Source organism: Citrobacter sp. Ce104, assembly GCF_030334595.1.
Lineage (GTDB): Bacteria > Pseudomonadota > Gammaproteobacteria > Enterobacterales > Enterobacteriaceae > Citrobacter > Citrobacter europaeus.
Window position 1 is genome coordinate 495878 of the sequence record NZ_JAOWDP010000068.1, and the last position, 26004, is coordinate 521881.

Here is a 26004-nt window from a genome sequence, read left to right on the forward strand (position 1 = left end):
ATGTTATGACACAGATGGTATTTCGTCACGGTAACGCCAAGAAATGGAAGGGTGTTGGCTACGATTTCGAAATTATTAGCGAAGATGAGTTGCAGGAATATCTCGATGCTGGCTGGTTTGCACATCCCGATGACCTGCTGAATGATTCTGCAGAGCCAGAGCCAGAGCCAGAGCCAGAGCCAGAAGTAAAAGAACGCAAGAAGCCGGGGCCAAAACCAAAGGGGTAGCAGATGAACCTCACAACGAAGGGCGATCTCGTTCTCGCTGCGCTGCGCAAACTCGGTGTCGCATCTAACGCCACATTAACCGATGTCGAACCTCAGTCTATGGAAGACGGAGTTAACGACCTCGAGATGATGATGGCTGAGTGGCTCGGTGGGGATGACTCACCAGGAATTAGCGTGGGATATATCTTCGCTGACCCAGATATTCCCCCTGCAACTGGTGATGACCACGGGCTGGCAAACAATGCGCTCAATGCTGTGATTACCAATCTCGCATGCAGAATTGCGCCAGATTACGTGATGGAAGCATCCGGCAAACTCATTACGACCGCGCGTTACGGTAAAGAGCAACTCGTCAAGCTATCTGCCATGTCTCGCGCTCGTGATGCTAAATGTAAGGCCGGGTATCCAAACCGCATGCCGATTGGCAGCGGGAACCGACTTGCCACGTACAACGGATGGAACTATTTCCACCGCAAAGGTCCATGTGATAACGGGAGCGACTAATGCCGATTCAGCAGCTTCCATTGATAAAAGGCGTTGGGAAAAACTTCAAAACCGCCGACTATATCGACTATCTCCCGGTCAACATGCTGGCGACTCCTAAAGAGGTGCTCAACTCATCGGGTTATTTGCGCTCATTCCCCGGCGTAAAGAAACTATCAGACGTTGCTGGTACATCTCGCGGGGCTGAGTACAACACCTCTCAGAATGCCGTATATCGCGTAATGGGTGGAAAGATGTACAAGGGCGATTCTTCCGTTGGTGATGTAGCAGGTTCTTCTCGCGTATCTCTGGCCCATGGACGCACGTCTCAGGCTGTTTGTGTTAATGGCAGTGTCGTCGAGTACCGATACGACGGAGCAACCAAGACGATTGCCAACTGGCCTGTTGATACTGGCTATACGCAATACGAATTGGGGTCTGCGCGTGATGTAACCCGGCTTCGTGGGCGCTATGCTTGGGCGAAGGATAACTCAGATTCTTGGTTTATTACTGACCTTGAAGATGAATCGCATCCTGACCGGTACAGTGCTGAGTATCGAGCCGAATCACAGCCGGATGGAATCATAGGTATCGGTACATGGCGGGACTTTATCGTCTGCTTTGGTTCATCAACCATTGAGTATTTCACGCTGACAGGCACATCGACAGTCGGAGCGGCGCTATACGTTGCTAACCCTGCGTACATGGTGCCAAAAGGTATCGCCGGTACGTTCTGCAAATGCGTTTTCATGGACGCCTACGCCATCGTCAGCAACCCGGCAACAGGTGCGCCGTCGGTGTATATCATCGACTCTGGGCGGGCCACTCCGATCGCAACAGCAAGCATCGAAAAGATACTTCGCGAATACACCGCTGATGAGTTGGCTGCAGCCGTAATGGAATCTCTGCGCTTCGACTCTCACGAGTTGCTGATGATTCATCTTCCGCGGCACGTGTTGGTATATGACGGCACAGCATCACAGAACGGGCCACAGTGGTGCATCCTGAAAACCGGGCTGTATGACGACGTCTACCGTGCTATCGACTTCATGTATGAAGGAAACACGATCACCTGCGGAGACAAACTTGAAGCGGTGAAGGGGGCTCTTCAGTTCGACATATCCAGTCAGTACGAAAAGCAGCAAGAGCACATGTTATTCACGCCGCTTTTCAAAGCTGATAACGCCCGGGTGTTCGACTTTGAGGTTGAATCATCAACCGGAGTTGCCCAATACGCTGACCGGTTATTCCTTTCAGCCACCACTGACGGCATCAACTATGGCCGCGAGCAGATGATTGAGCAGAACGAGCCATTCGTTTACGACAAGCGCGTCATCTGGAAGCGTGTCGGCCGCATCCGTAAAAACGTCGGATTTAAAATCAGGGTTATCACCAAGTCACCTGTCACATTATCAGGCGCACAGATAAGGATTGAGTGATGGCTGATCCGTCCCTAAATAACCCGGTAATGATTAGGGCAATTAGCTTAAGTGCAAAATCATTACCAGCTGGTTATAGCCCGGCGTATGAGCAATATATTCTGTCTCAGGCCGCAGACTTCACTAGTGTTGCTGGAAAGGCTAACGAAGCAGGGCAAGGTGCATACGATGCTCAGGTTAAAAACGATGAGCAGGATGTAACGCTTGCCGATCACGAGGGAAGAATTACCGCCAACACCAATGCTATTAATCTTCTTGAGGTCAGGCTAACCACTGCTGAAGGAAAGATTGTCGTACTTCGTAGTGACGTTGATTACCTGCTTGATGAAGTGATCGACATCCAGGCTGACATTGTCACGCTTCAGAATGATGTGACAGCAATTCAGGATGACTACGTATCTAAAGCCGAAACAGCAAACCAGACCGTTCAGCCGGTTAGCGGATCTTTGCTTATCGGTACCATCTCTACGCCAACGGCAGACAAGTTGCAGGTGGCAGGCAGCGAAAACGTTTCTGTTTCGTACAAAGTTGCTGGCTTGCAGGTTGTCGGCGCTCGCCAGACTGGATGGACTGCCTCTACAGGCACGCCAAATAAGGGGTCGTTTAACGCTGACCTTGCATTCACGGTTAGTGCGACTTACACGCAATCAGAAATACAGGCGATCGCCAGCGCTCTCACCGCAGAACGTCAGCGCACTAAAGCTCTTGAAGATGCAATGCGCACACATGGATTGATTAACTGATGATTAAATTCAAGCCAACGAGAGATGCCGATTTGGTTGAGGCTGTAGGCAATCATCCCGACATCATCGCCGGTAGTAATAACGGTGACGGCTACGACTACAAACCTGACACGAAATACTTAGAGGTTCACGTGCATGGTGAATTCGGCGGTATCGTCTATTACCACGAAACGCAGCCGTTAACATTCGACTGTCACGCGATGTATCTGCCGCACGCCAGAGGATTCAGCAAAGACATTGGCCTGGCATTCTGGCGACACATCATTTCCACGACAAATTTCGCATGTGTCATCTCCTATGCGGCACGTAAGTTCCGTCACGGACAGATTTACTGCGCGATGATCGGCATGACTCGTGTAGGAACCATCAAGAAGTATTTCAAAGGCGTAGACGACGTCACTTTCTATTCAGCAACCCGAGAAGAACTAATCGACTTCCTCCAGAAACACTCCAGGAGCTAACCATGAGCAACATTTTTGCACTGGGCAGGAAACTGCGCGGTGAAGAACCTCTTTGGCCTGAAGGCGGCGGTGGAAAGGGTGGGTCTTCAAGTAGTGGCCAAAAAGCAGCCGCACAAGCAACTCAATACGCAGCCGATCTACAGAATCAACAATTCAATCGTGTAATGGAGCAATTAGCACCATATGCCGCCGCCGGTTTGCCAGCACTCCAACAAATCCAGCAATTATCCACGCTTGAAGGTCAGGGTAATGCTCTCAACCAGTATTACAACTCGGACCAATATAACCAGTTAGCTAATCAGGCTCGCTATCAGTCACTGAATGCAGCGGAAGCGACTGGCGGACTTGGCTCTACCGCAACGTCAAACCAGCTTGCAGCCATCGCTCCAACGCTTGGACAGAACTGGCTTTCAGGGCAGATGCAGAATTACGGAAACCTGTTAAATGTTGGTCAGTCTGCGGCTGCTGGTCAGGCGTCAGCAGGTCAGAACTACGCCAACAACGCCGGAAACCTCGCACAGCAGATGGCAGCTATCCGCTCTCAGGGTTCTGGTCAATCCACTCTTGGTAGCGCCATTAGCGGCGGTACGAGCGGTGCGCTTGCAGGTGCTGGCATTGCAAGCCTGTTGGGTACCTCAACGCCATGGGGTGCTGGTATCGGTGCTGGTATCGGATTGCTTGGCTCACTCTTCTAAGGAGTTATCGTGTCTACATTTCAACTCGCAGGCTTGCCATCAATGCAGGTGGCAAACCAAAACGCGCCCGGGCAGCCATCACTATCAAGCTACGACTTCAGCCAGCGTCCAAATGTAGGCGTTCAACTCGCTCAGGGTCTTGGTGCGGTAGGTCAGGCCATCGGTCAGGGTGAGGCGGCTAAGCGATTATCTGAATTCCAGCAGGCATTCGGTCAGGCTTATGCCGCAGGTGATCGCGATGCCTTGCGTCAACTCGCGGCCACGAATCCAGAACAGATTGAAACAATTCGCCAGGGTATGGGGTTTGTTGATGCTGATCGGAATCAGGCAATGGGCGATATGTCGGCACGATTAAACATTGCCGCAGCCCAGGGTCCAGATGCTGTCATGAGAGAGCTTGCAACTCATCAGAATACGTTGCAGCAAATTGGTGTATCTCCGGAACAGGCATGGCAAACATATCAGCAAAGTCCTGAAGGATTTTCTCAGTTAACAGATCTGATAGGGATGCATGCTGTGGGTCCTGAAAAATATTTCGATATTCAGGATAAAGTAGCTGGCCGTGATATTGATCGTGGTCGATTGGCTGAGACGGTTCGAAGTAATAAAGCCGGTGAAGGACTTCAGGCTCGCGGTCAGAACATCACAATGCGCGGTCAGGATATTTCGTCAGCCACCGCCCGCCGCGGTCAGGATATGGCAAACCAACGCGCTAACGCTTCAGGAAATTCCGGTGGTGATGGTCGAACAGTACAACTGGCTGATGGACGCACTGTTAGCATCGTTGGCAAGCTTCACGGAGCAGGTCAAAACGCATTTTATGAAGGAATAGACAATGCAGGAAATACCGTTCGAGTTCCTGCAGGCTCAATTGCCGCTCCGGCTACATCGGCAGCCAGCGCACAGAATTACGCAATGAAGAAAGATCTGGATGCAATTTCTGGCGCATCCGCTGACGACCTTGGATTCATGACTGGAGTGACAGGTTCATCAGGATCACCTGCGCTTGGTGCTGACATTCGTAGCCGCGCATCTGGTGGTGATCAGAGAAAGCTCTACAACGCCGCTCAACGCGTCCAGGGTAAGATGCAGAATCAGGGTATTGCAGCAGCTCGCGATATGGGTGCATCTGGCATCAACACCGTTGCAGAAGCAAAGATGTACTTTCAGGGTATGCCTCAGGTTGATTACTCGAGCCCAGAAGCAATGCAGCAATCAATGCGCGATATCCAGCAATATACCGACAACTACAACCAGCAGTATCAGGTTGATGTTGGTAGTGGCGGACAGCGCCAACAGCAGCCATCTGCAACACAAACTACGCAACCGAAAACATCTGGCTACCAGTCTCTATGGGGTGATTAATGGCTAAGGCATGGAAAGACGTTATTGCCTCTCAACAGTACCAGGCATTAGCACCAGAGCAGAAAGCACAGGCGCAGGAGCAATACTTCAATGAAGTAGTAGCTCCACAAGCTGGAAACGATGCAGAACAGGCTAAACAGGCCTTCTATGCTGCTTATCCTCCTCCAACGACTCAACAACCAGCACAACAACCACAGGAGTCGGCGCAGCCACAGCAACAAGGTGGTTTTATGTCTGACCTTGGCAATGCTGCTGCAGAAACCGGGCGTGGATTGCTACAAGCTGGTGTTAATTTGGCAAATATCCCAGCATCAATGGCTGACGCTGTCGCCAGCGCCGGGGCATGGGCTGGTCAGAAGCTTGGCATTGGTGACGGAACTTATCAGCCAGCGACTCGCGTCACGACCCAGGGGCTTGAGCAGGACTTTGGATTGCAACAAGGTGCGCTTACCCCTCAGACGACAGAAGGTAAAATCTTCTCTGAAGCGCTGCCATATTTGACCCCTGTTGGTGCAGAGAGAATTGCATCGCAAGCACCATCTATTGCCGGCCGTGTTGCGCAGGGTGCATCAAGATTGCTTGCTGAAAACGCCGTTGGTTCACTTGCTGCTAATAGTGAACGTGATAATCCAGAAGCTCTGGCAACAGACTTAGGGACCGGCGTTGCATTGGGTGGAGCGATTAACCAGTTAGGCCGTGCAGCTGGAGCCGCTTATCGTGGGATTCGCGGAACAATCGCACCAGAAGCACAGCAGGCTATTCAGTTCGCTAACGCTGCTGATGTTCCTCTGCATACCACTGACGTTTTGCAACCAAATTCCCGCGTCGGCCGCATGGCGCAGACCACGGCTGAAAACATCCCATTTGCTGGCACAAGCACTATGCGAGCTAATCAGCAAGAAGCTCGAAGTCAGTTGGTTGATGAGTTTTCGTCGCGGTTTGGTGAGTATGATCCGTCGATTGTGGTTGGTAGCCTGAAAGCTAAAACATCAGGCATCAAACGCGCTGCAGGTAACCGCCTAGAGCAAGTGCAAAGCGCAATGGCTGGCGTTAACATTCAACCAACACGCGCTTTGCAGCAAATAGATGATGAGATATCCAGCCTGCAAAAGTTAGGAAAGGTGGCTGACAATGACACCATCAGTAAGCTTCAGGCTTATCGCGAAGAATTGGCGGCAGGGAACGTTGATTTGCAGCAATTAAGCAACCTGCGCAGTCAGTTCAGGCAGGATGTAAAAGGGGAAAGGGTGGTTATGCCAAACCGCTCTGATGCTGCTATTCAGCGCGTATACAAGGCGATGACGGGTGATATTGATAATTCAATAGGCCAAAACCTTGGGAATGACACTCTGCGAAGATATAAGCAAGCTAATGCAGTTTACGCTGATGAAGCCAGCAAATTGCAGAATACACGCCTCAAGAACGTGATCATGAAAGGTGATTTAACGCCTGAGGTGGTCAACAACATGCTTTTCAGCAAGAACAAATCAGAGGTTCAGAATCTGTACCGGTCAGTCGGTCAGGTGGGCCGCGCACAAATGCGTAACGGTATCATCGGAAAGGCTATGGAGAAATCAGGCGGCTCTCCTGACCAGTTCCTGCGCCAGGTTAATTTAATGTCAAACCAGACTGGTATCGCATTTAAAGGCCGGGATGCTGCATATCTGAAAGGACTGAAGAACTATCTTGAGTCGACGAAACGCGCTGGTCAGGCAGGTGTAACAACGCCAACCGGGCAGCAGACAATCCCATTTATTTTAGGTATCGGTTCTGCAACTAACCCGGCAGTTGTTGGGGTTGGTGGTGGTTATGGATTGCTGGCGAGGCTGTATGAGAGTGAGCCAGCACGAAATGCGATGCTTCGCCTAGCGAACACGCCACGCGGTTCTACCGCCTTCGAAAATGCATTGTCTGATGTAGAGAGATTGGTTAACTCATTCGCTCAGGGCGCAAAGTCAGACGCATTAAGCGAATAACAATTTACCAACAACAACCCCGCAAAGTAACAAAGCAAAGTTAAGCAAGTCTCGTTCCATAAAGCCTCCTAATTTTTAATTAATTATAACCCAAATATAAGGCAATGCTGCGCAAGTTTTATCTTGCGTGGCTTTGCTGCGCCCGGAGAAAAAAATGTCAGATATTACCGCAAACTTAGTGGTAGGTATGCCTGCACAACTTTTTACGTTGGCTAGATCATTCAAGGCAAATGCAAACGGTAAGATTTACATTGGGATTCCAGATACTGACCCTACAAATCCAGCAAACCAGATCCCAGTTTATATCGAAAGCGAGACAGGGAATCTCATTCCTACGGCGCAGCCAATTGTTATAAACTCAGGAGGATATCCGGTTTACAATGGTCAGATATCTAAATTTGTTACCGTGCAGAATTACAGCATGGCGATTTATGATGCATACAATGTACAGCAGTTTTATTTTGAAGACGTAGCTAAGTACGATCCAGATCAACTTGAATTAAGGTTGGCTAATACAGACGATGACAGTTTGGGTGATGCGCTGGTCGGCGTTAGACAACCGTTCACATCGGCAAGAGCAAGGACTCAGCACGAAAAAAACACGGATGTATATAGCATACTTGATTGGGCAAAGGGGGATGGAACAGATGAAACCTTAGCCATTCAGAAAGCATTTGACGAGATCCCACCATATTCACAGATTATTTTTGTTAATGGTAATTTTGTCTTTGATCAAGTCAGCTTGACTAAGCCTGTTTTAATCACTGGCAATGCAAACATAACTCATAACGGGTTCCTGATTAAATCCAGCAACATCATATCTAAATTAACAGGAACTCAGACCTGTAAAAACTACCAGCCTGATAGAAGTATAGCTTTCTTTTGTGATGCACATAGCGATCAGGTTGATTATGAAAATATCCTGATAGATGGGAATAGATTTTCAGGATATTTCTACTCGGTTGGATTCTTTGCTGTTGGGTATAATTCCACTCCAGGCGACCCCACCTCAAGGCGGATTACCAATACTAAAATAGTAAACTGTACCTCATCAGCACCACAGGGTCTTAATGCCGGACATTTTCAACACATTGGCGTGAATAATGCAGAATGTATAGGTAACAGTACCTACTATGGACAAAACGCCACATCTTACAATTTTATAAATCAAAATGGATATGTAAGGGTTATAGGTAACTATGATGCCAATAACACATACGGCTCCATAGAGATTGAAAACAGCTACATAAGCAACTCAGTTGTTGCAAACAATACGTGCGGATCAGATATCTGGATTGATGACACCAGTAACATTCAGGTTTCAGGAAACATATCAGCAAAAGATATAATCTTGACGACGGAAACAGTAGATGTAAAAGCACTTAATGTAACCGGGAATACATCAAGATGCATCCTGATAAAAAGATTTGGCACTGCTCCAGTAGGTTATTTTTATGATGTAAACGTCAGGGCAAATCTTGTTACAGGCCTTGCAGGAAGTCCAAGCGTTTTATCAGAGTTTATAAAAACAGGAGAGATATCAGGCAACTCTGTTTCTAGTTCTGATGTTGCCTTTTCCATTTCTAAATTAGATGGGATGAGGCTTCTTGTCAGATTCAATAAAGGTACGGGGAAAATAAACATATCAGGGACAACTGGTAATCTCATTTGCTATGGTAACGATGGGTTGACTCCAGTCTCTCTTAGTAGCGGGTGGATGAATAGTCAGTTGATAAATGATATTTTCATACCAAATGAAAGTTATCTGAACATGCCGGGAGATTATCGATATCTTTCAATAAACTTACCAAACCTTGCCCCTCTTGGTTTTTCAGACATCTCAATACCTATTGAGAACATACCATCATTTGCGTTCAGGCCATTTAGTCTACTGGTTGTAATAAGGAATACTGTAACCAATGACATGTCATCATTTAGGGTTGATGGAGCTCATAAAGTTGTTGGAACAGACATATCAATAACGCTTGGGCAGAGGTACGGTGTTTTAGGAAATGATGGGACATCGATCACTCTTCCTAATAGCGGAAGTTCTGAGGGATTTATCAAGATAAGAGTCACCAACACGGATACAACAAAAACATTTCAAGTTTCTGTTACTCCTGTGGTTGGGTCCAGACTTGGCAATCAAGACTAAAAAACGACCTGTGGAAGTGAGGGTGGCATGATGTCAGTCTCACTTTCAATTATATTTCTTTACATTCTATTGACGTTGTGTTATTTAAGGCCAAAACAACAAACTGAATTAAGATATGGAAAGCAGAAATATTAATTTAGATATTGCAAAATTTGTTGCAATTTTATTTGTAATTTCTGAACACGTATTAAGTGAAATTACTATTACATTTTCTAATGAGGTTAATTGGAATCTAGGGATTCTCATATGGTCATTTATTAAAATTAACGTCCCGGTATTTTTAATTGTTACTGCGCATCTATCATTTGCAGGCAAACTAAATGTAGATACCTTCTTTTTGAAGAAACTGAACAGAATAGCCATTCCAGTTATTTTCTGGTCGCTTTTTTATTATGTGTTCTATAGCTACTCATTCGACGGTTTAACAATTTCTGGAGCTATCCACTCAGTGCTTGATGGTTCATCTATGTATCACCTGTACTTCATGTACTGGTTTATTGGCCTGAGTTTCTTTATACCATTTGTTAAGTTGTTACATGAAAGATCGGGAAAGGCCTTTGTTTTATACTTCTCAATACTGGTTATTGCCACATCATTAATCCCAACATTAAACACGCTGTTAGGACTTGGTATTGATTTCTTTGACGCTACAGGGATAGCAAAATTTGGATTCCTAATGTTTTATGCTTTTGTTCCTGGGGTCTCATGCATCTTATTCAAAGTCAATAAACGTAAAATATTCACCTCCAGTTTATTTTGGTTTGTGGTTTATACGATAAACGCTTTGATTTCGGCATTGATAGTTCTGTATTTTTATTATTTTAACGGGGTAAAGATACAGGCTATATTAAATGGCGGTTCAATATTCGTGTTGATTTCCGCTTTTGCTTTTTATAACGGAATCATGAATCTAAAAATAAAAGATAGCGCTGCATTTAAAAAATTCATAACGTTCAATTCATCAGCGTCATTTGGCGTTTATCTTGTGCATCCTGCCTTGCTATATTTTGTGCTTGTATATATATATCGCCCGATTGTCTCACATTATACAAATGGAAGTAATTATTTAAGTCTTGCATATTTTATTGTGTGTGTACTTGCTTTATATATTACGTCTGTTGCCGTCACGTATCTAACTAGCAAAGTTAAATATTTAAGAAAATGCATAATTTAAATATTGCTAAGAATTGCCTCCCAGCTATCTACCTTGCTTAAAGATGGCGGTCAATGAGAGGCATTGTATTGGTTACTGTGCATCATGAGCATCGGCAACTTCCAATGAATGTTGCCGATCACACCTTCTCATCAAGCCAGTCTGCCCACCACTGCATCATTTCCCGTCGCGTATCAAGATAAGCTGCGTGGTTGTAAACAGAGCGAGTTCCGCCACTTACGTGTGCCAGTTGCATCTCTATTGCATCACTATTCCAGTGTTTCTCGTTTAGTACGGTACTGAACTGGTGCCTGAATCCGTGACCGCTTGTCTGCCCTTCATAGCCAATGCTACGAATCACGCCAAGTACAGCGTTCTCGCTGATTGGCTTCTTCCTGTCGTTTCTGCCCGGGAAGCAAAGCGAATACTGACCTGTTATGTGCTGCAATACTTTAAACAGCTCAACGACCTGATCTGACATTGGGACGATGTGAAGCTTCCGGCCTTTCATTACCGACGGGTCGATGCTGATAATCCTGTTCTCATAATCTATTCCTGACCATACCAGCGATCTCATCTCGACGGTTCTCATGGCTGTATAGTGCAATACCTGCGCTGCAATCTTCATTACTATCCAGCCACCGTATGCATTAAGAGCCCGCTGAAATTCATGTATGCGATGCATGGGAAGGAAAGGGTAGTTGTTCTTACGGTATCCTTTCATGGCCCCAGCAAGGTCTGGAGAGGGATTGTATTTTGCCCTGCCAGTTACGATCGCATAACTGAAAACCTCACCGCATCTCCGCCTGGCTTTATCAGCGCGTTCCATTGCGCCCCTGTCCTCGAACAGCCGGATGACCTTCAGAAGAGTCATTGGTTCGACCTCCTCCATGCGTAAGTGACCGATGATCGGCAATATGTCATCCGTGAACATGCTCATCATCTCGTCAGCATATCCTTTCGACCACACCTTTGATTTGTGAGCATGCCATTCGCGGAAAATGTCACCGAACGAATCAGCTGCAGCCTCTTTCTCTTTCTTCTTAATAGCTTGCTTTTGTTCTGCCGGATCAACACCTGCCAGTAACTTCATTTTTGCTTCTGACTGTTTTGACCTGGCCTCTGTGAGAGATATTTGAGGGTATGGTCCGATAACGAGAGTCTTTTCCTTTCCTTCGAAGCGGTACCGCATGCGCCACACCTTTTTCCCTGATGGGGGAACGAACAGGAATAGTCCTCCGGCATCTGCCAGGCGATATGATTTTTCCGCAGGCTTTGCTGCGTCGATTTGCTTTACCGTAAGCATGTGGGCATAAATCCATGGTCATTTTTCAGTATGCCCACAATATGCCCGCAAAAGTTTGGCGTAGTCAATTCATGTTGAGTAATGTGCGGTAACGTCGAAATGTTTGTGTGACAGTCATATCATGGATTTTGGTAATGAGAGGAAATGGCGGGTAACGAAGAAATGGTGTCCCCTGCAGGAATCGAACCTGCAACTAGCCCTTAGGAGGGGCTCGTTATATCCATTTAACTAAGGGGACGAAGCGGCACGAGTATAGCGTTTTTTCCTCACAACGGTAAGTCTCAAGCCGCCCGACTGCTCAAACAGTCACCATTTAGTCCTGTTTTTTCTGGTTTTTCTGCTTTTGCTCATCACGCTTTGCTTGCAACCTGGCTTCTTCCTTGCGTTTGTTGCTCATATCATTGCGGATCTGCGCATGGCTCATCAGCGCGAAGATAAACGTTCCGCCACAGATATTTCCGGCGAGCGTTGGTAGCGCGAAGGGCCAGAAAAAATCACTCCAGTGCAGCGTGCCATTAAAGACCAGATAGAGAATTTCCACCGAACCGACCACGATGTGCGTGGTATCGCCTAACGCAATCAGCCAGGTCATCAGAATAATGACCACAATTTTTGCTGCCCCGGCAGCAGGAAACATCCACACCATCGTGGCAATTAACCAGCCAGAAATAATCGCGTTAGAAAACATCTCTGTTGGGCTGTTTTTCATCACGTCCATACCGATTTTGACGAAAGCATCGCGGGTCTCTTCATCAAAAATCGGCATATGCTCAAACGCCCATGCTGCAACCCCGGTGCCAATAATATTACCCAGCAGAACCACGCTCCACAGGCGCATCAACAAGCCAAAATTGCCGAGGGTTGGGTTTTGCATCACCGGCAGTACGGCGGTGACGGTATTTTCGGTAAAGAGTTGCTGGCGGGCCATAATGACAATAATAAAGCCGAAGGTATAACCGAGGTTCTCCAGTAAAAATCCCCCTGGTACGCCTTCCAGTTGTACGTGAAAAATCCCTTTAGCCAGTAGCGAGGCGCCCATCGACAGCCCTGCAGCGATGGCTGACCATAATAGCGCCATCGCGTCGCGCTCCATCTCTTTCTCCCCATCCTGGCGGATATGTTCATGGATCGCCATGGCGCGGGAGGGGAGCCTGTCCTCGTCGACCTCAATCTTTTTACCCTCTAACTTTTCATCACTTTCGACCTGAAGCTCGTCGCTGTGCCGATCAATCTTTTCTTTCTCAATGTCATTCATAGCCGAATCCCGAATTAGCACGTATTGCTAAAGCGTAGCGGCTTTTGTCCGAAAATCAGCGGGAGAAAGTCTGAGATAGCAAAAATGGTAACGTTTGTTTTTATCGGGTTAGCTAGAATAGAACCGCCGCGGAGTGCGTATTACCAGGCTATGATCAAATCAGTAAGACAGGGTATATAGACATCATTTGACGTGCTGTTACAATCGCTCACATCTAAACAGGCGGATACGTCCTCGTTCCGTCATGGATGGCAATCAGCGATAGCCATAATACACAGGGAGACACTTATGAAGCTTCGCCTGTCGGCGCTTGCGCTGGGAACCACACTTTTGGTGGGGTGTGCGAGCTCCGGTACTGAACAGCAGGGGCGTTCGGATCCATTTGAAGGGTTCAACCGCACCATGTACAACTTCAACTTTAATGTTTTAGATCCATACGTTGTTCGACCGGTAGCCGTAGCCTGGCGTGATTATGTCCCGCAGCCGGCACGTAATGGTTTAAGTAACTTTACCGGCAACCTTGAAGAGCCGGCCGTCATGGTTAACTACTTCCTGCAAGGTGACCCTTATCAGGGAATGGTGCACTTTACCCGTTTCTTCCTGAATACTCTGTTAGGTATGGGCGGCCTTATTGACGTGGCAGGTATGGCTAATCCGAAGTTACAGCGCGTTGAACCGCACCGTTTTGGTAGTACGTTAGGCCATTATGACGTTGGTTACGGACCGTATATGCAGCTTCCATTCTATGGCAGCTTCACGTTGCGTGATGATGGCGGCGACATGGTGGATACGCTGTATCCGGTACTGTCCTGGCTGACATGGCCGTTGTCGATAGGCAAATGGACGGTTGAAGGGATTGAAACCCGCGCGCAACTGCTCGATTCCGACGGTCTGCTGCGTCAGTCTTCCGATCCTTACATCATGGTGCGTGAGGCTTACTTCCAGCGTCATGACTTTATTGCGAACGGTGGGAAACTCAAACCAGAAGAAAACCCGAACGCGAAAGACATTCAGGACGATTTAAAAGAGATCGATTCCGAGTAAGGACTGATGAAAATAAAAAGGTGAGCTAAAAAGCTCACCTTTTTTATATCTGAAGAAAATCAGAATGCGTAGTTGAAGTTGGTACCGAACAACCAGGCTTTACCTTCAGAGTCGAAAGTATACGGGCCTTCTTTGACGGTCACTTTCTGACCGTGCATATAAGAGACGCCAACGTCGATGGACGCATCATCATTGAATGCGTAAGTCGTACCCGCACTCAGCCACAGGCGGTCCTGGTCAGGAATGGAGATGGAACGCTTGCTCGCAGGAACCGGGCTATCGTCATAGGCGATACCGGTGCGGAAGGTCCAGCTTTTATCCATGTAATAAGTCGTACCCAGCGCGATGCGGTAAGAATCCTTGAAGCCTTCTTCTTTATAGAACAGCGTTTGTCCGTTGGTGCCGGTTGCTTTCAGCTCCTGGAACTGGCTCCAGCTGGTGTATGCGATGCTGTAGTGAATCGCCCACTGCGGGTCTACACGGTTGTAGCCTGACAGTTCCCACATTTCCGGCAGGTTAAGCGTCAGAGAACCTGGGACTGTGGCATTGGTTGTTCCCCACGGGAACGCCGTGCCTGCGCCAGGTAACGCGTTGGCCTGAGTACGGATACCACTTTTATAATCGCCATCAAAGTCGATTTTGACTTCAGAGCGGTACGTTAAGCCATAACGGTTATTTTTATCCAGCTCATACAAAATACCGGCGTTCCATCCGTAGCCCCATTCATCACCCTTCAGGCTGGCAATTTTCTGGTCCACTTTCGGCAATGCAGCAGTTTGTTCGCCGGAATAACGTTCAATTTTTGCATCGGCGTAAACGGCATTAAAACCAACACCAAAGCTCCAGCTATCATTCAGTCGATAGGCTCCGCTCAGGTTCAGGTTGACCGTTTTAAGGTCGGTTTTACCGCCGTATTCGCCGACGATGTAGCTGTCGTTAAATTCGGTTGCCAGGCCATAGTTTGACGTGACAGAAGCACCCCAACCAAACTGGTCGTTAATAGGCATCACGAAGTGCGCATTGGGAACCCACGCCGTAGGGGCGATGTTGTCCGCATCGGTGCTGCGTCCGGTGTATGGCGATCTACCGGAAATATTAACGTCTGGATCGATATACACCGCACCCGCAGAAAAAGTAGGGCGGTCGAACATCATAATCAGTGCCGGGTTACGACTGGCGTTACCTGCATCATCTGCAATAGCGCCTTCACCCGAATATGCCCGGCCAAGGCCAGAGGAAGAAAATTCGTTTAACTGAAAGCCTGCAGACCAGGCCTGTGTGGAGATAATTGCCACTGCGACTGCGAGAGCAGACTTTGTAAACAGGGTTTTCTGGCTCATGACCATAACCTCATTGATTTATTTTTATACAAACAATGTTACATACCGTAACAGGAGCGCGAAGTGTAGGGTCTGAGGTACGACTTAGAAATCAGACCAGTGCCGAGAGTATAGGTCGGACCAGCTGAAATGTTGCAAGTATGTTTATAAATATTTTCAATTCTGATCTCGGAAACGCGATCCAGCTGGCAAAATTGCGGGTATGCGCACTCACCTGTTTGGGTGATTTTTGTTTTAGATCATTTTTAAGTGTGATTTCGGTCACTTATCTCATTTCATACAATTAACGACTGGAGAGGCGAATAATGGGAGCGTAAAATATCCCCATCGTTTATCTGGCACCTCAGGTGCGAATACAGAGGAAATCTACAATGAGTAAATGCAGTGCTGATGAAACCCCGGTTTGCTGCTGTATGGATGTTGGCACCATCATGGACAACTCCGATTGCACCGCGTCATACAGCCGTGTGTTCGCGAATCGCGCAGAAGCAGAAGAAACGCTGGCTGCTCTGACTGAAAAGGCGCGTGGCGTGGAATCTGAGCCTTGCCAAATCACCTCGACCTTTACTGAAGTGTCTGAAGGTGTGCGTCTGGATATCGACTTTGTTTTTGCCTGTGAAGCTGAAACGCTGATCTTCCAGCTGGGCCTGCGTTAATCCCTTCAAAAAAAGCCCTTGCTGCCTGGTAGCAAGGGCTTTTTCGTAACTGTCAGTGATTATTCACTGTGTCTTAGCTCCCACTTTCTTTTCTCTCCGCTTGGCTAAATGTAAAAAATTGGTTAAGACTGTGATCAGGTCAGACCACTTATTTTTATTTTTTACAGGGGAGTGTTATGAGTCAGGCTTTACCGCTGGTTACCCGCCAGGGCGATCGCATCGCCATCGTAAGCGGATTGCGTACGCCATTTGCCCGTCAGGCAACCGCGTTTCATGGCATTCCCGCCGTAGATTTGGGGAAAATGGTTGTTGGCGAACTGTTGGCGCGCAGCGAAATACCCGCAGATGTGATTGAACAACTGGTTTTTGGCCAGGTGGTGCAAATGCCTGAAGCCCCCAATATTGCTCGTGAAATTGTGCTGGGGACCGGGATGAATGTGCACACGGATGCCTACAGCGTAAGCCGGGCCTGTGCCACCAGCTTTCAGGCAGTGGCGAATGTCGCGGAAAGCCTGATGGCGGGGACGATTCGCGCAGGAATTGCCGGCGGTGCGGACTCGTCGTCAGTTCTGCCGATTGGCGTCAGCAAAAAGCTGGCGCGGGTGCTGGTGGATGTCAATAAGGCCCGGACCACCGGTCAGCGTCTTAAACTTTTCTCCCGACTGCGCTTACGTGACCTGATGCCTGTGCCGCCAGCCGTCGCTGAGTATTCTACTGGTTTACGCATGGGGGATACGGCCGAGCAAATGGCCAAAACTTATGGTATTACGCGAGAACAACAGGATGCCCTGGCGCATCGTTCTCATCAGCGTGCCGCTCAGGCGTGGGCTGAAGGAAAACTGGCAGATGAGGTGATGACGACCTACGCACCGCCGTTTAAAGATCCTTTTGCAGAAGATAACAATATTCGCGGCAACTCTACGCTGGCCGATTACGCAAAATTGCGTCCGGCCTTTGACCGCAAGCATGGCACAGTGACCGCGGCGAACAGTACCCCGCTAACTGACGGCGCAGCCGCCGTGATTATGATGACGGAGTCGCGTGCGAAAGAGCTGGGACTGGTGCCGCTGGGATACTTGCGTAGTTTTGCCTTTACCGCCATTGATGTCTGGCAGGACATGCTGCTGGGACCGGCGTGGTCAACGCCGCTTGCTCTGGAAAGAGCGGGTCTGACGATGGCAGATTTAACCCTGATCGATATGCATGAAGCCTTTGCCGCACAAACGCTGGCGAATCTTCAACTGCTGGGCAGCGAACGTTTCGCCCGCGACGTGCTGGGCAGGGCGCATGCCACTGGCGAGGTTGATGACAGCAAATTTAACGTGCTGGGCGGATCGATTGCCTATGGACATCCTTTTGCGGCGACCGGCGCGCGGATGATCACCCAAACCCTCCATGAGTTACGACGTCGTGGCGGCGGTTTTGGTTTAGTGACAGCCTGTGCGGCAGGTGGTTTGGGTGCGGCAATGGTTCTGGAGGCGGAATAATGGAAATGACATTGGCTTTTACGCTAAACGTACGTCTGGATAACGTTGCTGTTGTCACCATTGATGTACCCGGAGAAAAAATGAATACCCTGAAGGCGGAGTTTGCTTCTCAGGTGCGGGCCATTCTGAAACAAATTCGCGATAACAAAGCATTGCGTGGCGTAGTGTTCATTTCGGCTAAACCCGATAACTTCATCGCCGGGGCGGATATCAACATGATCGGTAGCTGTCGCAGCGCACAGGAAGCCGAAACGCTGGCCCGTCAGGGGCAACAGATTATGGCGGAAATTAATGCCTTGCCGATCCCGGTTATCGCCGCGATTCATGGCGCATGCCTCGGCGGTGGCCTGGAAATGGCGCTGGCGTGCCATAACCGTATTTGTACCGATGATGCTAAAACCGTACTGGGTTTGCCCGAAGTGCAGCTTGGTCTGCTGCCTGGCTCCGGCGGTACGCAGCGGCTGCCCCGTCTGATTGGCGTTAGTACCGCGCTGGATATGATCCTCTCCGGAAAACAATTACGCGCAAAACAGGCGCTGAAAGTTGGCTTAGTGGACGAAGTTGTACCGCATACCATTTTACTGGAAGCCGCCGTGGAACTGGCTAAAAAGGACAGTTCCGCTCATCGAACTCTGCCGGTGCGAGAGCGTGTGTTAGCGGGGCCGCTGGGGCGGGCGCTGTTATTCCGCATGGCCAGTAAAAAGACGGCGCAAAAAACGCAAGGTAACTACCCTGCAACAGAACGTATCCTTGAGGTCATCGAAACCGGTCTGGCGCAAGGTAGCAGCAGCGGTTACGACGCAGAAGCCCGCGCGTTTGGTGAACTGGCGATGACATCTCAGTCTCAGGCGCTGCGGCACATCTTTTTTGCCAACACCGATGTGAAAAAGGATCCGGGAAGTGATGCGAAACCCGGCCCGCTTAACAGCGTAGGCATTTTGGGCGGTGGTCTGATGGGCGGCGGTATTGCTTACGTGACGGCCTGTAAAGGCGGCGTACCGGTGCGTATCAAAGACATAAACGCTAAGGGAATCAACCACGCGCTGAAGTACAGCTGGGAACAGCTTGAAACGAAGGTTCGCCGCCGTCATATCAAAGGCAGCGAGCGTGATAAACAGCTGGCGCTGATTTCGGGATCAACCGACTACCGTGGCTTTGCGCATCGCGACCTGATTATTGAAGCCGTTTTTGAAGATCTGGCCTTAAAACAACAGATGGTGGCAGAAGTTGAGCAGAATTGCGCATCTCATACCATTTTTGCCTCAAACACCTCTTCTTTGCCGATTGGCGATATTGCAGCGAACGCTGCCAGGCCTGAACAAGTCATTGGTTTACACTTCTTTAGCCCGGTGGAAAAGATGCCGCTGGTCGAGGTTATCCCGCATGCCACGACCTCTGAGCAGACGATTGCGACAACCGTTAAGTTGGCGAAAAAACAGGGTAAAACACCGATAGTGGTCAGGGATAAGGCTGGATTTTATGTTAACCGCATTTTAGCGCCTTACATCAACGAAGCTATACGTATGCTAACCGAAGGCGAGCGGGTTGAAACCATTGACGCCGCGCTGGTTAAGTTTGGTTTTCCGGTCGGGCCAATCCAACTTTTGGATGAGGTCGGAATTGATACGGGCACTAAAATTATACCAGTGCTTGAGGCTGCATATGGAGAACGTTTTAGCGCGCCTGCAAATGTTGTTGCTTCAATTTTGAATGACGATCGCAAAGGTAGAAAAAATGGTCGGGGTTTCTATCTTTATGGAGTGAAAGGGCGTAAAAGCAAAAAACAGGTCGACCCTGCAATTTATACGCTTATTGGCGTCCAGGGTCAGGGCCGGCTTACCGCCGTGCAGATAGCTGAGCGGTGCGTCATGTTAATGCTCAATGAAGCAGCACGCTGTTTCGACGAGAAGATAGTCCGCAGCGCGCGTGATGGCGACATCGGCGCTGTATTTGGTATTGGTTTTCCGCCATTCCTCGGCGGCCCGTTCCGGTATATGGATTCTCTCGGCGCGGGTGAAGTGGTTGCGACTCTGCAACGGCTGACCACGCAATACGGCTCGCGGTTTACACCGTGTGAGCAGTTATTGCAGATGGCGGAACGCGGTGAAAAATTCTGGAATATTGGGGAAACTGACCTGAATTCATGAGGTCAAACGTAGGATGAATCCGCACTGAATGTATGGGTCTCGCTCAAAATGTAAACAGAGATTGACTATACTTACGTCGTTGAGGTAAAAAACAGCGTTTCATTCGGTGAATGGATAAGGCACAATGCCGGCCACCACATCGTTACCACGGTCAATAGGGGCTGCGGATAAAGGTGTCGGTGATTCTGGTTAACAAAAGCGGTGCAATATGCAAGTTTTTATCATGCGTCACGGCGACGCAGCCCTCGATGCCGCCAGTGATTCGGTTCGTCCCTTAACCTCTTGTGGTTGTGACGAATCTCGCCTGATGGCGAACTGGCTGAAAGGTCAAAAAGTGGATATCGAACGTGTTCTGGTGAGCCCGTTCCTACGAGCCGAACAAACGCTGGATGTGGTGGGGGAGTGTATGAACCTGCCAACCGGTGTGGATGTTTTGCCGGAGTTGACTCCCTGCGGCGATGTCGGTCTGGTCAGCGCCTATTTACAGGCTCTGGCCAATGAAGGTATCGCCACGGCACTGGTAATCTCTCACTTGCCTTTAGTGGGATATCTGGTGTCTGAGCTTTGCCCGGGCGAAACACCGCCGATGTTTACCACATCAGCGATTGCCAGCGTTACGCTTGATGAGAGCGGGAAGGGGACTTTTAACTGGCAGATGAGCCCGTGTAACCTGAAAATGGCAAAAGCGATTTAAAAAGTCTGGAATCGGATAAGGCGCAGCCGTCATCCGAAAAATCAAAGAGCCGCAAATGCGGCTCTTTCTGTTTTTCTGCATCACGGAAGTTCAGGCGGCAGCCACTCTTCCACTTCAATCAGTACCAGCAGCGCGGCGTCACCACCGTACTCTTTCGGCGCCTGATGAAACGCCATCACGTGCGGATGCTGCGCCAGCCAGAGCGGCGTTTGCTGCTTAAGAATATGCTTTCCGTGGCCATGCATCACGCAGGCACAAAACACATGTTCGCGACGACAGGCGGCAATCAGCGCGCCTAACTCCTGTTTGGCCTGCTGCTGGGTCAGTCCGTGCAGATCGAGAAACAGCTCCGGGGAGTAATCGCCACGGCGCATTTTTTTCAGTTCGAAATGGCTCACGTCGGCACGCAGGTATCTTACCGGGCCGTCCGTATTCAGCAGCGGCTGAAACTCGTCCGAGAAATAGTGGCTGGCATCAGCCTGCTCTTGTAGCAGCCTTTTAACCGGAACCTCGGCAATTTTTTTACGTGGGGGGCGGTGAACAATGGTGTCCTGTTTAATTTTACGCGTACCGGTCATCAGCTGGCGAAACAGCGTCTGATCCTCCTCGCTGAGCGATGTTTTCTTTTTCATTCGAGAGTCTCAACTTTTATTTTCCGCTAGTTTAACCCGACTCGGCGGGCATCCGATCGCTTAAAACGCAATTTTCGCTCTCAGGCCCTGTGTGAATGCTGATTTATCGCCGTCTTCGTGGCAAACTAGCCGCCGAATTTAATACGAGCATGCCCTGGAGGAATACGTGGATAAAATTTTCGTCGATGAAGCAGTGAGTGAACTGCATACCATTCAGGACATGTTGCGTTGGGCGGTCAGCCGTTTTAGCGCGGCGAACATCTGGTATGGCCATGGCACGGATAACCCATGGGACGAAGCTGTACAGCTGGTGCTGCCGTCACTTTATCTGCCGCTGGATATTCCAGAAGATATGCGTACCGCGCGTCTGACTTCCAGCGAGCGCCATCGTATTGTTGAACGCGTGATTCGCCGCGTCAATGAGCGCATTCCCGTTGCTTATCTGACCAACAAAGCCTGGTTCTGCGGGCATGAGTTTTATGTAGATGAACGCGTGCTGGTTCCGCGTTCACCAATTGGCGAACTTATTAATAATCGCTTTGCGGGTCTTATCAATGAGCAGCCGCAGCATATCCTCGATATGTGTACCGGCAGCGGCTGTATTGCCATTGCCTGCGCCTATGCGTTCCCGGAAGCCGAAGTCGATGCGGTGGACATTTCCACGGACGCGCTGGCGGTGACCGAACACAACATTGAAGAGCACGGCCTGATCCATCACGTAACGCCGATCCGCTCCGATCTGTTCCGCGACCTGCTGAAAGTCCAGTATGACCTGATTGTGACCAACCCACCGTATGTCGATGCGGAAGATATGTCAGACCTGCCAAACGAATATCGCCACGAACCTGAGCTGGGTCTGGCGTCTGGCAGCGATGGGCTGAAACTGACCCGCCGCATTCTGGGGAACGCCCCGGACTACCTGTCAGATAACGGTATTCTGATTTGTGAAGTCGGAAACAGCATGGTACATCTGATAGAGCAGTATCCGGATGTACCGTTCACCTGGCTGGAGTTCGACAACGGCGGTGACGGCGTATTCATGCTGACCAAAGAGCAGTTAATCGCTGCTCGCGAGCACTTCAGCATTTATAAAGACTAAATACACGCGCACATACACAACACTCATAACGGAGCCGTGATGGCAGGAAACACAATTGGGCAACTCTTTCGCGTAACCACTTTCGGCGAATCACACGGGCTGGCGCTCGGTTGTATTGTCGATGGTGTTCCGCCGGGCATTTCTCTGACAGAAGCTGACCTGCAGCACGATCTCGACAGACGCCGTCCGGGCACATCGCGCTACACTACGCAGCGTCGTGAGCCGGATCAGGTGAAAATCCTCTCCGGCGTGTTCGAGGGCGTTACCACCGGCACCAGCATTGGGCTGTTGATTGAAAATACCGATCAGCGTTCACAGGATTACGGCGCGATTAAGGACGTTTTTCGTCCAGGACACGCCGACTATACCTATGAGCAGAAATATGGCCTGCGCGACTACCGTGGTGGCGGACGCTCATCCGCACGTGAAACGGCGATGCGCGTGGCGGCCGGAGCTATTGCCAAAAAGTATCTGGCAGAAAAATTCGGCGTTGAAATTCGCGGCTGCCTGACGCAGATGGGTGATATTCCGCTGGAGATCAAAGACTGGTCCCAGGTGGAACTTAACCCGTTCTTTTGTCCGGACCCGGATAAACTCGACGCGCTGGACGAACTGATGCGTGGGCTGAAGAAAGAGGGTGACTCCATCGGAGCGAAGGTGACCGTTGTTGCAAGCGGCGTACCTGCGGGTCTCGGCGAACCGGTATTCGACCGCCTGGATGCCGACATCGCCCATGCGCTAATGAGCATTAACGCCGTTAAGGGCGTTGAGATTGGCGACGGATTTGACGTTGTTGCGCTGCGCGGCAGCCAGAACCGAGATGAAATCACCAAAGAAGGTTTCCAGAGTAACCATGCGGGCGGCATTCTGGGTGGGATCAGCAGCGGGCAACAAATCATTGCTCATATGGCGCTGAAACCGACGTCCAGTATTACCGTTCCAGGTCGTACCATTAACCGCTTCGGTGAAGAAGTCGACATGATCACTAAAGGTCGTCACGATCCATGTGTTGGGATCCGCGCTGTGCCGATCGCCGAGGCGATGCTGGCGATCGTATTGATGGATCACCTGCTGCGTCAGCGGGCGCAGAATGCGGACGTGAAGACCGATATTCCACGCTGGTAAGAGATGAAAAAAACGGCACTTGTGGCGCTGGCTCTGTTTGCCAGCACCGCCTGTCTGGCGGCGACGCCCTGGCAGAAAATTACCCATCCGGTTGCAGGTAGCGCGCAGTCTATCGGCGCGTTTTCCAATGGCTGCATTGTTGGTGCAGATACGCTGCCTGTACAGTCAGAACACTATCAGGTGATGCGCACCGATCAGCGTCGTTACTTTGGTCATCCGGACCTGGTGATGTTTATCCAGCGTCTGAGTAATCAGGCTAATAATCTGGGGCTGGGCACGGTGTTAATTGGCGATATGGGCATGCCGGCCGGTGGGCGGTTCAATGGCGGTCACGCCAGCCACCAGACGGGACTGGATGTCGATATTTTCCTGCAGCTGCCAAAAACGCGCTGGACCCAGTCGCAACTGCTGCGACCGCAGGCGTTAGATTTGGTCTCACAGGACGGTAAACGTGTCGTGCCGTCACTGTGGAAGCCGGAGATTTTCAGCCTGATAAGGCTGGCGGCAAAAGATAATGAAGTCACGCGTATTTTTGTGAACCCGGCGATTAAGCAGCAACTTTGTCTGGATGCGGGTACCGACAGGGACTGGTTGCGTAAAGTGCGGCCATGGTTCCAGCATCGTGCGCATATGCATGTACGGTTACGTTGTCCTGCCGACAGTCTTGAGTGCGAAGATCAACCGTTACCGCCACCGGGTGACGGCTGTGGCGCGGAGCTGCAAAGCTGGTTCGAACCTCCAAAACCTGGAACCACCAAGCCTGAGAAGAAGACACCGCCCCCGTTGCCGCCTTCCTGCCAGGCGCTACTGGACGAGCATGTACTCTAATGGATCATTTTGCCTCTGTGTTTATGGTGTCGCCACTGCTGTTAGGCGTGCTTTTTTTCGTGGCGATGCTGGCAGGTTTTATTGATTCTCTGGCCGGAGGCGGTGGTTTACTCACCATCCCGGCATTGATGGCGGCCGGGATGCCACCCGCGCAAGCGCTGGCTACCAATAAGTTGCAGGCCTGTGGCGGATCTATCTCTTCTTCCCTCTATTTTATTCGTCGGGGCGTGGTTAACCTGGCGGATCAGAAGCTCAATATCTTCATGACGTTTATCGGGTCAATGAGCGGCGCGCTATTGGTTCAGCACGTGCAGTCAGATATTCTGCGCCAGATCCTGCCGGTTCTGGTTATCTGTATTGGCCTTTACTTTCTGTTAATGCCGAAAGTGGGCGAAGAAGATCGTCAGCGTCGATTGCACGGGTTGCCTTTCGCGCTGGTGGCCGGTGGCTGCGTTGGCTTTTACGATGGCTTTTTTGGTCCGGCGGCGGGATCGTTTTACGCGCTGGCCTTTGTCATGTTATGCGGCTATAACCTGGCGAAATCGACGGCCCACGCCAAAGTATTAAATGCCACATCGAATATCGGTGGGCTGTTGCTGTTTGCCCTCGGCGGCAAAGTGATTTGGGCGACCGGATTTGTGATGCTCATTGGCCAGTTTATTGGCGCACGGATGGGCTCGCGGCTGGTGCTCAGCAAAGGACAAAAACTCATACGGCCAATGATTGTTATTGTCTCCGCCGTGATGAGCGCCAAGCTACTTTATGATAATCATGGACAGGAGATTCTCCACTGGCTGGGGATGAACTAATGAATAATACCCATCACTATGAACAGTTAATTGAGATTTTTAACGGCTGCTTTGCCGATGAATTTAATACCCGTCTGATTAAAGGCGAAGACGAACCGATCTATCTTCCTGCTGATGCGGAATTACCGTATCACCGTATCGTTTTTGCGCATGGTTATTATGCCAGCGCGCTACACGAAATCTCACACTGGTGCATCGCCGGTAAGGCGCGTCGTGAGCTGGTCGATTTTGGTTACTGGTACTGCCCTGATGGACGCGATGCGAAGACGCAATGCCAGTTTGAAGATGTGGAAGTGAAGCCGCAGGCGTTTGACTGGCTGTTTTGCATGGCGGCGGGCTACCCGTTTAATGTCAGTTGCGACAACCTGGAAGGGGACTTTGAACCGGATCGCGTGGTATTCCAGCGCCGTGTTCATGCCCAGGTGATGGAGTATCTGGATAAGGGCATCCCCGAACGTCCGGCGCGCTTCATTAACGCGTTACAAAATTATTATCACACGCCTGAACTTAAGGCGGAACAATTCCCGTGGCCCGAAGCGCTCAACTGAAGCCGCTACCACGTTTACAATGAGGAAAGAAGATGATCGCGGAGTTTGAATCACGCATTCTGGCATTAATCGACGATATGGTAGAGCACGCCAGCGATGATGAGTTGTTTGCCAGTGGCTATTTGCGTGGGCACCTGACGCTGGCCGTGGCTGAACTGGACGCTGGCGAGGACCATTCCGCTGAGGCATTGTACGCCAATGTGACCAGCAGCCTGGCAAAAGCGATTAGCGCAGGCGAACTTTCGCCGCGTGACCAGGCGTTAGTGAAAGAGATGTGGGACATGTTGTTCCAGAAGGCGACAAAACAATAATTGCAGTGGATTGTGCCGGATGGCGA

The 26004-nt window shown here is 49.9% G+C and carries 24 protein-coding genes, 1 tRNA gene and 1 pseudogene; 21 read left to right on the top strand and 5 right to left on the bottom strand.

What is annotated here, in order from left to right:
• The first annotated feature begins 5 nt into the window (after positions 1-5).
• The 10 genes and pseudogenes from OGW16_RS20835 (at position 6) to OGW16_RS20880 (ending at position 10718) form a co-directional block, all read left to right on the top strand.
• Positions 6-295, top strand: a pseudogene (locus OGW16_RS20835) (hypothetical protein).
• Entirely contained in the window at positions 231-731 is a 501-nt protein-coding gene (locus OGW16_RS20840; protein ID WP_286518769.1) for a packaged DNA stabilization gp4 family protein, read from the top strand. The pseudogene OGW16_RS20835 and the gene OGW16_RS20840 overlap by 65 nt, the downstream one beginning before the upstream one ends.
• A complete protein-coding gene (locus tag OGW16_RS20845; RefSeq protein WP_286518770.1) occupies positions 731-2149 on the top strand; it encodes a packaged DNA stabilization protein in 1419 nt (472 codons plus the stop codon). Before OGW16_RS20840 ends, OGW16_RS20845 begins: the two co-directional genes overlap by 1 nt.
• Positions 2149-2892, top strand: coding sequence for a phage tail protein (locus tag OGW16_RS20850; RefSeq protein ID WP_286518771.1), 744 nt, complete (start codon positions 2149-2151; stop codon positions 2890-2892). The genes OGW16_RS20845 and OGW16_RS20850 overlap by 1 nt, the downstream gene beginning before the upstream one ends.
• Positions 2892-3353 (top strand): DUF2824 family protein, encoded by a 462-nt coding sequence (locus OGW16_RS20855; protein ID WP_286518772.1) that lies wholly within the window; start codon positions 2892-2894, stop codon positions 3351-3353. Before OGW16_RS20850 ends, OGW16_RS20855 begins: the two co-directional genes overlap by 1 nt.
• A 2-nt stretch (positions 3354-3355) precedes the next feature.
• The gene (locus tag OGW16_RS20860; protein ID WP_193145092.1) at positions 3356-4048 is read left to right on the top strand and encodes a P22-gp17 family phage DNA ejection protein; all 693 of its coding nucleotides are present in this window, start codon (positions 3356-3358) and stop codon (positions 4046-4048) included.
• Positions 4049-4057: 9 nt separating this feature from the next.
• Positions 4058-5413 carry a phage DNA ejection protein gene (locus OGW16_RS20865; RefSeq protein WP_286518773.1) on the top strand — a complete coding sequence of 452 codons (1356 nt, stop codon included), beginning with the start codon at positions 4058-4060 and terminating at the stop codon, positions 5411-5413.
• Positions 5413-7389, top strand: coding sequence for a P22-gp16 family phage DNA ejection protein (locus OGW16_RS20870; protein WP_286518774.1), 1977 nt, complete (start codon positions 5413-5415; stop codon positions 7387-7389). Before OGW16_RS20865 ends, OGW16_RS20870 begins: the two co-directional genes overlap by 1 nt.
• Before the next feature lie 154 nt (positions 7390-7543).
• Entirely contained in the window at positions 7544-9544 is a 2001-nt protein-coding gene (locus OGW16_RS20875; RefSeq protein ID WP_286518775.1) for a phage tailspike protein, read from the top strand.
• 115 nt (positions 9545-9659) lie between these two features.
• Positions 9660-10718 carry an acyltransferase gene (locus tag OGW16_RS20880; protein ID WP_172860820.1) on the top strand — a complete coding sequence of 353 codons (1059 nt, stop codon included), beginning with the start codon at positions 9660-9662 and terminating at the stop codon, positions 10716-10718.
• Between the two features lie 118 nt (positions 10719-10836).
• Here the strand turns inward: OGW16_RS20880 and OGW16_RS20885 are convergent, their stop codons facing one another.
• The 3 genes from OGW16_RS20885 to OGW16_RS20895 form a co-directional block, all read right to left on the bottom strand.
• The gene (locus tag OGW16_RS20885) at positions 10837-12003 is read right to left on the bottom strand and encodes a tyrosine-type recombinase/integrase (protein WP_193145088.1); all 1167 of its coding nucleotides are present in this window, start codon (positions 12001-12003) and stop codon (positions 10837-10839) included.
• A gap of 163 nt (positions 12004-12166) precedes the next feature.
• Positions 12167-12241, bottom strand: a tRNA-Arg gene (locus OGW16_RS20890).
• Between the two features lie 75 nt (positions 12242-12316).
• A complete protein-coding gene (locus OGW16_RS20895) occupies positions 12317-13258 on the bottom strand; it encodes a formate/nitrite transporter family protein (protein WP_043017087.1) in 942 nt (313 codons plus the stop codon).
• A 288-nt stretch (positions 13259-13546) separates the two neighbouring features.
• Between OGW16_RS20895 and mlaA the strand changes: the two genes are divergently transcribed.
• On the top strand, positions 13547-14302 hold the full coding sequence (mlaA, locus tag OGW16_RS20900) for a phospholipid-binding lipoprotein MlaA (RefSeq protein WP_043017086.1): 756 nt from the start codon (positions 13547-13549) through the stop codon (positions 14300-14302).
• 59 nt (positions 14303-14361) lie between these two features.
• Here the strand turns inward: mlaA and fadL are convergent, their stop codons facing one another.
• The gene (gene fadL, locus OGW16_RS20905; RefSeq protein ID WP_043017085.1) at positions 14362-15642 is read right to left on the bottom strand and encodes a long-chain fatty acid transporter FadL; all 1281 of its coding nucleotides are present in this window, start codon (positions 15640-15642) and stop codon (positions 14362-14364) included.
• Positions 15643-16013: 371 nt separating this feature from the next.
• Between fadL and OGW16_RS20910 the strand changes: the two genes are divergently transcribed.
• From OGW16_RS20910 to sixA, 4 genes are all read left to right on the top strand, one after another.
• Positions 16014-16298 carry a YfcZ/YiiS family protein gene (locus OGW16_RS20910; protein ID WP_003028186.1) on the top strand — a complete coding sequence of 95 codons (285 nt, stop codon included), beginning with the start codon at positions 16014-16016 and terminating at the stop codon, positions 16296-16298.
• Positions 16299-16474: 176 nt separating this feature from the next.
• On the top strand, positions 16475-17785 hold the full coding sequence (gene fadI / locus OGW16_RS20915; RefSeq protein ID WP_043017084.1) for an acetyl-CoA C-acyltransferase FadI: 1311 nt from the start codon (positions 16475-16477) through the stop codon (positions 17783-17785).
• Positions 17785-19932 (top strand): fatty acid oxidation complex subunit alpha FadJ, encoded by a 2148-nt coding sequence (gene fadJ / locus OGW16_RS20920; RefSeq protein ID WP_286518776.1) that lies wholly within the window; start codon positions 17785-17787, stop codon positions 19930-19932. Before fadI ends, fadJ begins: the two co-directional genes overlap by 1 nt.
• A gap of 208 nt (positions 19933-20140) precedes the next feature.
• Positions 20141-20626, top strand: a complete 486-nt coding sequence (gene sixA / locus OGW16_RS20925; RefSeq protein ID WP_003028179.1) for a phosphohistidine phosphatase SixA — start codon at positions 20141-20143, stop codon at positions 20624-20626.
• Between the two features lie 80 nt (positions 20627-20706).
• On the opposite strand, the gene smrB is transcribed toward sixA, so the two are convergent.
• Positions 20707-21258, bottom strand: a complete 552-nt coding sequence (smrB, locus tag OGW16_RS20930) for an endonuclease SmrB (RefSeq protein WP_003839296.1) — start codon at positions 21256-21258, stop codon at positions 20707-20709.
• A 166-nt stretch (positions 21259-21424) separates the two neighbouring features.
• Here smrB and prmB point away from each other — a divergent pair, with 166 nt between their 5' ends.
• From prmB to OGW16_RS20960, 6 genes are read left to right on the top strand one after another with little or no spacing between them, the layout of a single operon-like run.
• Positions 21425-22357, top strand: a complete 933-nt coding sequence (gene prmB, locus OGW16_RS20935; RefSeq protein ID WP_043017082.1) for a 50S ribosomal protein L3 N(5)-glutamine methyltransferase — start codon at positions 21425-21427, stop codon at positions 22355-22357.
• Positions 22358-22396: 39 nt separating this feature from the next.
• Positions 22397-23482, top strand: a complete 1086-nt coding sequence (gene aroC, locus OGW16_RS20940) for a chorismate synthase (RefSeq protein WP_043017081.1) — start codon at positions 22397-22399, stop codon at positions 23480-23482.
• Positions 23483-23485: 3 nt separating this feature from the next.
• The gene (gene mepA / locus OGW16_RS20945; RefSeq protein ID WP_043017080.1) at positions 23486-24310 is read left to right on the top strand and encodes a penicillin-insensitive murein endopeptidase; all 825 of its coding nucleotides are present in this window, start codon (positions 23486-23488) and stop codon (positions 24308-24310) included.
• A complete protein-coding gene (locus OGW16_RS20950) occupies positions 24310-25119 on the top strand; it encodes a sulfite exporter TauE/SafE family protein (RefSeq protein WP_043017079.1) in 810 nt (269 codons plus the stop codon). The genes mepA and OGW16_RS20950 overlap by 1 nt, the downstream gene beginning before the upstream one ends.
• The gene (locus tag OGW16_RS20955; protein ID WP_181231221.1) at positions 25119-25667 is read left to right on the top strand and encodes an elongation factor P hydroxylase; all 549 of its coding nucleotides are present in this window, start codon (positions 25119-25121) and stop codon (positions 25665-25667) included. Before OGW16_RS20950 ends, OGW16_RS20955 begins: the two co-directional genes overlap by 1 nt.
• 32 nt (positions 25668-25699) lie before the next feature.
• Entirely contained in the window at positions 25700-25978 is a 279-nt protein-coding gene (locus OGW16_RS20960) for a YfcL family protein (protein ID WP_043017078.1), read from the top strand.
• The last annotated feature ends 26 nt before the right edge of the window (positions 25979-26004 follow it).

Excerpts from the sequence above, each read along its gene's own strand:
- OGW16_RS20840 (WP_286518769.1), top strand. The coding sequence starts at position 231 with ATGAACCTCACAACGAAGGGCGATCTCGTTCTCGCTGCGCTGCGCAAA.
- OGW16_RS20845 (WP_286518770.1), top strand. The coding sequence starts at position 731 with ATGCCGATTCAGCAGCTTCCATTGATAAAAGGCGTTGGGAAAAACTTC.
- OGW16_RS20850 (WP_286518771.1), top strand. The coding sequence starts at position 2,149 with ATGGCTGATCCGTCCCTAAATAACCCGGTAATGATTAGGGCAATTAGC.
- OGW16_RS20855 (WP_286518772.1), top strand. The coding sequence starts at position 2,892 with ATGATTAAATTCAAGCCAACGAGAGATGCCGATTTGGTTGAGGCTGTA.
- OGW16_RS20860 (WP_193145092.1), top strand. The coding sequence starts at position 3,356 with ATGAGCAACATTTTTGCACTGGGCAGGAAACTGCGCGGTGAAGAACCT.
- OGW16_RS20870 (WP_286518774.1), top strand. The coding sequence starts at position 5,413 with ATGGCTAAGGCATGGAAAGACGTTATTGCCTCTCAACAGTACCAGGCA.
- OGW16_RS20875 (WP_286518775.1), top strand. The coding sequence starts at position 7,544 with ATGTCAGATATTACCGCAAACTTAGTGGTAGGTATGCCTGCACAACTT.
- OGW16_RS20880 (WP_172860820.1), top strand. The coding sequence starts at position 9,660 with ATGGAAAGCAGAAATATTAATTTAGATATTGCAAAATTTGTTGCAATT.
- OGW16_RS20885 (WP_193145088.1), bottom strand. The coding sequence starts at position 12,003 with ATGCTTACGGTAAAGCAAATCGACGCAGCAAAGCCTGCGGAAAAATCA.
- OGW16_RS20895 (WP_043017087.1), bottom strand. The coding sequence starts at position 13,258 with ATGAATGACATTGAGAAAGAAAAGATTGATCGGCACAGCGACGAGCTT.
- mlaA (WP_043017086.1), top strand. The coding sequence starts at position 13,547 with ATGAAGCTTCGCCTGTCGGCGCTTGCGCTGGGAACCACACTTTTGGTG.
- fadL (WP_043017085.1), bottom strand. The coding sequence starts at position 15,642 with ATGAGCCAGAAAACCCTGTTTACAAAGTCTGCTCTCGCAGTCGCAGTG.
- OGW16_RS20910 (WP_003028186.1), top strand. The coding sequence starts at position 16,014 with ATGAGTAAATGCAGTGCTGATGAAACCCCGGTTTGCTGCTGTATGGAT.
- fadI (WP_043017084.1), top strand. The coding sequence starts at position 16,475 with ATGAGTCAGGCTTTACCGCTGGTTACCCGCCAGGGCGATCGCATCGCC.
- fadJ (WP_286518776.1), top strand. The coding sequence starts at position 17,785 with ATGGAAATGACATTGGCTTTTACGCTAAACGTACGTCTGGATAACGTT.
- sixA (WP_003028179.1), top strand. The coding sequence starts at position 20,141 with ATGCAAGTTTTTATCATGCGTCACGGCGACGCAGCCCTCGATGCCGCC.
- smrB (WP_003839296.1), bottom strand. The coding sequence starts at position 21,258 with ATGAAAAAGAAAACATCGCTCAGCGAGGAGGATCAGACGCTGTTTCGC.
- aroC (WP_043017081.1), top strand. The coding sequence starts at position 22,397 with ATGGCAGGAAACACAATTGGGCAACTCTTTCGCGTAACCACTTTCGGC.
- mepA (WP_043017080.1), top strand. The coding sequence starts at position 23,486 with ATGAAAAAAACGGCACTTGTGGCGCTGGCTCTGTTTGCCAGCACCGCC.
- OGW16_RS20950 (WP_043017079.1), top strand. The coding sequence starts at position 24,310 with ATGGATCATTTTGCCTCTGTGTTTATGGTGTCGCCACTGCTGTTAGGC.
- OGW16_RS20955 (WP_181231221.1), top strand. The coding sequence starts at position 25,119 with ATGAATAATACCCATCACTATGAACAGTTAATTGAGATTTTTAACGGC.
- OGW16_RS20960 (WP_043017078.1), top strand. The coding sequence starts at position 25,700 with ATGATCGCGGAGTTTGAATCACGCATTCTGGCATTAATCGACGATATG.